This is a genomic window from Mycobacterium sp., from assembly GCF_035603715.1.
In the GTDB taxonomy this organism is placed as follows: domain Bacteria; phylum Actinomycetota; class Actinomycetes; order Mycobacteriales; family Mycobacteriaceae; genus Mycobacterium.
Map to the genome: position 1 here is coordinate 1 of NZ_DATNJW010000406.1, position 3565 is coordinate 3565.

The 3565-nt window shown below is 66.1% G+C and carries 4 protein-coding genes; 1 reads left to right on the plus strand and 3 read right to left on the minus strand.

Annotated features, from left to right (window positions below; all coding sequences use genetic code 11):
• The 3 genes from VN856_RS16795 to VN856_RS16805 all read right to left on the minus strand — a co-directional run.
• The coding region (locus VN856_RS16795) for an AMP-binding protein (protein ID WP_325690983.1) at nucleotides 1–454 on the minus strand (454 nt) is incomplete at its 3' end.
• A gap of 25 nt (nucleotides 455–479) precedes the next feature.
• Nucleotides 480–1700 (minus strand): cytochrome P450, encoded by a 1221-nt coding sequence (locus tag VN856_RS16800; protein ID WP_325690985.1) that lies wholly within the window; start codon nucleotides 1698–1700, stop codon nucleotides 480–482.
• 25 nt (nucleotides 1701–1725) lie between these two features.
• Nucleotides 1726–2880, minus strand: a complete 1155-nt coding sequence (locus VN856_RS16805) for a thiolase family protein (protein WP_325690987.1) — start codon at nucleotides 2878–2880, stop codon at nucleotides 1726–1728.
• A gap of 173 nt (nucleotides 2881–3053) precedes the next feature.
• Here VN856_RS16805 and VN856_RS16810 point away from each other — a divergent pair.
• Nucleotides 3054–3565: class I adenylate-forming enzyme family protein (locus tag VN856_RS16810; protein ID WP_325690989.1), on the plus strand; the 512-nt coding region annotated here is incomplete at its 3' end.

Below are 3565 nucleotides of genomic sequence, written 5' to 3' on the forward strand. Positions count from 1 at the left end.
GCTCCGCTGCGGTGTGGTGTGGTCCGTGCCCAGGGCTGGTTGCCGGCGACGTCTGGAGCCTGCGGCCAAAGTCGTTGGGCACTACGACAGTGGGTATCCCGGGCGCCGCGTTGGCAGCCGTCGACTCGTCGACCAACAGGATGTCGGCGCGCGCGACTTCGACTGCGGCACACACCTCGCGGCGCCGATAGAGGTGCAGCACCGGGGCCTGGACAACGGGCATGCGGGCCAGGGCCAACATCACCACCGCCGCGTGGACGTGTGAGGGCAGCTGCCAGGCGACCGTCATGCCGGGACGCACACCAGCATCTGCCAGCCATCCCGCGGCAGCCGATGCCAGCGCGGCGACCTGCGACATGGTGAGTGTCTCACCGTTGACGTCGCGCAGCAGCGGACGATCGGGTCGGCCGGCGGCGCACTCATCCAGCAGCCCGGCGATGGTGCCAGCCGTCACCGTGTTCTCCCGTCCCGACCGTCTGTCAGCCCACCCGGGGGCCGGGCGTGAAACGAACCGGCAATTCGCGCACGGCGTACACCTCGCCGGCGTCCTCGAACAGTTTCGGCTCGCCGGCCAACGCGAAATCGGGTAGCCGCTTGAGTACCTGGGTGAGCATCACGTCGAACATCAACTTGGCATAGTGCGAACCCAGGCAGCGGTGCATACCCACACCGAAAGCCATGTGCTTCTTGGCATTCGGGCGATCCAGGTCGAGGTCATCGGGGTTCTCGAACATCGCGGGGTCGCGGTTGGCCGCCGCCCACATCAGGATCGCCCGGTCGCCCTGGCGCAGCGGCTGGTCGTGGAAGTCGGCGTCGCGCGAGACGGTGCGCGCCAAGCCGAGCGTCGGCGTGTACAGGCGCAGCAGCTCGTCGGTGGACTTCTTGACCAGGCTCGGATCTTCTGTGAACTTTGCGCGCAACTCCGCGTCCTTACACAGCCGCAACAGCACATTGCCGGTGAAGCCACTGGTGGTGTCCATCCCGCCGAGCATCATCAGCACCGTGTACATGGTGATCTGGCCGTCGTCGAGCGGTTCACCGTTCAGCGTTCCGCGCAAGATGTCGCTGAACAAGTCGTCGCCGAGCCCTTCGGCGCGGCGCTGTTCCATGTGCTTGCCGATCTCGCCGAACATCTCCATCCCGGCGATCGCGGCCTTCTCCGGATCGTGCGCACGGTCGTGCACGGTGGTATGCACCCAGCCGACCCAGTCCATGAACCGCGACTCGTCAAAGTTCAACAGCCGTAGGATCAGTCGCGCCGGCAGCGGTGTCGTCAGCTCTCCGACAAGGTCACAATTGCCGCGCTCGATAAAGGCATCGATCGCCTCGTCGGTCATCTCGATGGCGGACTCGCGGAATCGCTCCGCCGAGCCGGGTGAGAAGCGCTTGAGGGTGACCTCGCGCAGCTCCTGGGTCTCGGGAGGATCCGACTCGATCGGCAGGATCGGCAACGGCAGCTCGCTGGCCGGCACGCCTACCGACGGGTAAGAGTTGAACAAGTCGTCGTCGCGGGCCGCTTCGAAGACCGAGGCGTAGTCGACCAACGCCCAGAAACCTTCGTAGTGCCCGGAATGTGCTACCGGACAGCCTGATTCACGCATCTGACGGAACCGTCTGTACGGGTCTTCGCGGAATTCGGGCGAGTGGTGGTCGAGGTCGACCTCGGCGCGTGGGCGCGATTCCGCCTGGGTGTCGGTCATCGGCATTACTCCCTTCGGTTGGCGGCTACCGGGACAGGATCGCGACGGCTGCGGTTCCGGGTGCCCCGTACAGCTGAGCCAGCCCGACCTGCGGATCGTTGGGTACTTGACGGTCTCCTGCGGCGCCGCGCAATTGCTGGACCAGCTCGTAGACCTGGCGAAGGCCGGACGCGCCGACCGGTTCGCCGTTGGCCAACAGGCCACCGTCGGTGTTGACGGGCAGCCGGCCGCCGATCTTGGTGACGCCGTCGGCGAGCAGCGCTTCCTGTTCGCCGTCCTTGCAGAGTCCTGTCTCGGCCATGTGGATGATCTCGGACCCGGAATCGGTGTCCTGCAACTGAGCAACGTCGACGTCCTCGGGGCCGATGCCGGCCAACTCGTAGGCAACGCGGGCGGCCTCGGCGGTGGTGCCGGGCACGATCGGCAGCTCGATCGAGGTGCGCAGCAGTTCGTAGGCGCCTTCGCGGCGGCTGCGCAGCGCAGTCGAACGCAGATAGATCGGAGTGTCGGTGTACTGCTTGGCTTTATCGGCCCGGCACACCACCACGGCGGCAGCGCCTTCGTTCGGGTTGCAGTACATGTATTGGCGCAGCGGGGCGTTCACGATCGGCGAGCTCAGGATCGCCTCGACGCTCATCGGCTTGCGGCGCCACGCATGCGGCGCCAACGCACCGTTGTCCAAGTTCTTGGCGGCCACGCGGGCCAGCGTCTCCTCGGTGATGCCGTGATCGTGCATGTATCGCATGATCTTGGTGCCGAAGTAGTGCGTGGTCAGGAACATGCCCTGATCGCCGTACCACTGGGGCAAGCCCGACACCGACGGGTCGGCCCCGAACGCGCCACGCGGATGCTTGTCCAGCCCGACGCCGACCGCAATCTCGGCTTCGCCGAGTTGGACATCTCGCGCGGCCAGGGTCAGCAATGAGTTACCCGTCGCGCACCCGCTGAGCGTTGCTCGCGCCGGGAGCCCGGTCATGCCGGCCAGTCCCGTCACAGCCTCGGGGTTAGCCACCTCGAGGCTGCCCGCGTATAGGCTGCCCACGTCCGACCAGTGCACCCCGGCGTCGCGCAGTGCCCTGCTGATCGCCACCGCGCCCATTTCCAGCGCCGACCTGTCCTCGTACCGCCCGAACGGATGAAGGCCGACCCCGATGATGGCGACCTCGGGCGTACTACTCATCAAGTTCCCTCCAGCATGCGTCACTGTCGAACCAGCAGGCGACAGGAGTGCGCGTTGACTCAGATACCACTAAGCCTATAACTATATATCTGATTCGTTGGCCCGGGTCTAGAATCGGATCGCTGCCCGGGGCGGCGCCAGGGCACCAATTCGCAGGTGGAGGCTGAGGGGCTTTGAGCATTTCGTTGCTTTTGGAGATGGCGGCATCGGGTGATCCCCATCGGGTTGCCGTGGTGGACGCCGACGTTCGGTTGACCACCGCAGATCTCAGCGCGCTCGCCGACGGTGGTGCGGGCGTGATCACGGCGTCCGGGGCGACTCACGTCGTCTATGTCGGCACCGGGGGAGTGTTGCTCCCGCTGCTGCTGTTCGCGTCGGCCCGGGCGAACACGGCGTTCACGCCGCTGAATTATCGGCTGAGTCCGGACGGGCTGCGACAGCTCATCGATCGGCTATCCGATCCGCTGATCGTGGTCGATGTCGAGTACCAGGACGTCCTGGCCGGTATCGGCGAGCGGGTGATGACGTCCGACGAGTTCATCGAGGCCGCGCGATGCACCGAGCCTGTCTCGGCCTTCGCCGACCCCGACGCCGTGGCTGTGGTGTTGTTCACCTCGGGTACCACGTCGCGGCCCAAAGCCGTTGAGCTGACTCACAACAACCTGACCAGCTACGTCACCGGCAC

What these genes read in the sequence shown, in the direction of transcription:
- VN856_RS16800 (WP_325690985.1), bottom strand. Translation starts at nt 1,700, where the DNA reads ATGACCGACACCCAGGCGGAATCGCGCCCACGCGCCGAGGTCGACCTC.
- VN856_RS16805 (WP_325690987.1), bottom strand. Translation starts at nt 2,880, where the DNA reads ATGAGTAGTACGCCCGAGGTCGCCATCATCGGGGTCGGCCTTCATCCG.